At 66.1% G+C, this 1124-nt stretch carries 1 protein-coding gene; it reads left to right on the forward strand.

What is annotated here, in order from left to right; all coding sequences use genetic code 11:
* The coding region (gene bamA / locus NVS89_RS22875; RefSeq protein WP_258735093.1) for an outer membrane protein assembly factor BamA at window positions 1-1124 on the forward strand (1124 nt) is incomplete at both ends.

Genomic DNA, 1124 nt, shown 5'->3' on the forward strand with positions numbered 1-1124 from the left:
CAGTCGCTGACGCCGGCGAAGATCGACGAGGCGCTGAAGTCGCTCTACGCGACGGGGCTGTTCTCGGACGTCACCATCAGCCATCGCGGCGGCCGGCTCGTCGTCTCCGTCAAGGAGAACGAGGTCATCAACCGCGTCGCCTTCGAGGGCAACAAGAAGCTCAAGGACGAGCAGCTCGCCAGCGAGGTGCAGTCGAAGCCCCGCGCGCCGTTCTCCAAGACCACGGTGCAGGCCGACACCCAGCGCATCATCGAGCTCTATCGCCGCTCCGGCCGCTACGACGTGCGGGTGACGCCCGAGACGATCGAGCGCGGGCAGGGCCGTGTCGACCTCGTCTTCAACATCACCGAGGGCGACAAGCTCGGCGTGGCCGAGATCCGCTTCGTCGGCAACAAGGCGTTCTCGGACTACAAGCTCAAGGACGAGATCACCACGACCGAGTCCAACTGGCTGTCGTGGTTGAAGAACACCGACATCTATGACGTCGACCGCATCAACAACGACCAGGAGCTGCTGCGCCGCTTCTACCTGCGCAACGGCTATGCCGACTTCCGCATCGTGTCGGTGACCGCCGATCTCGACCGCGCCAAGGGCGGGTTCATCCTGACCTATGTGCTCGACGAGGGCGCGCAGTACCGCGTCGGCACGGTCGACGTCGTTTCCGGCATCAAGGACGTCGACCCGGCCCGCATCCGCTCCGCGCTGCGCGTGAGCCCCGGCCAGGTCTACAATGCCGAACTGGTGGAGAAGTCGGTCGAGAACGCGACCATCGAGGTCTCGAAGAGCGGCTATGCCTTCGCGCAGGTCCGCCCGCGCGGCGACCGCGACGTGCAGACCCGCAAGATCAACCTGGTCTTCGCCGTCGAGGAAGGCCCGCGCGTCTATATCGAGCGCATCGAGATCCGCGGCAACACCCGCACCCGCGACTGGGTGATCCGGCGCGAGTTCGACCTCGCCGAGGGCGATGCCTATAACCGGGTGCTGATCGACCGCGCCGAGCGGCGGCTGCGCAACCTCGGCTACTTCAAGGACGTGAAGATCACCAACGAGCCGGGCACGGCGCCGGACCGGGTGATCCTGGTGGTCACGGTCGAGGACCAGCCGACCGGCGAGTTCTCGGTCTC

Origin of the sequence: Ancylobacter mangrovi, assembly GCF_024752355.1 — a bacterium.
Taxonomy (GTDB): domain Bacteria; phylum Pseudomonadota; class Alphaproteobacteria; order Rhizobiales; family Xanthobacteraceae; genus Ancylobacter; species Ancylobacter mangrovi.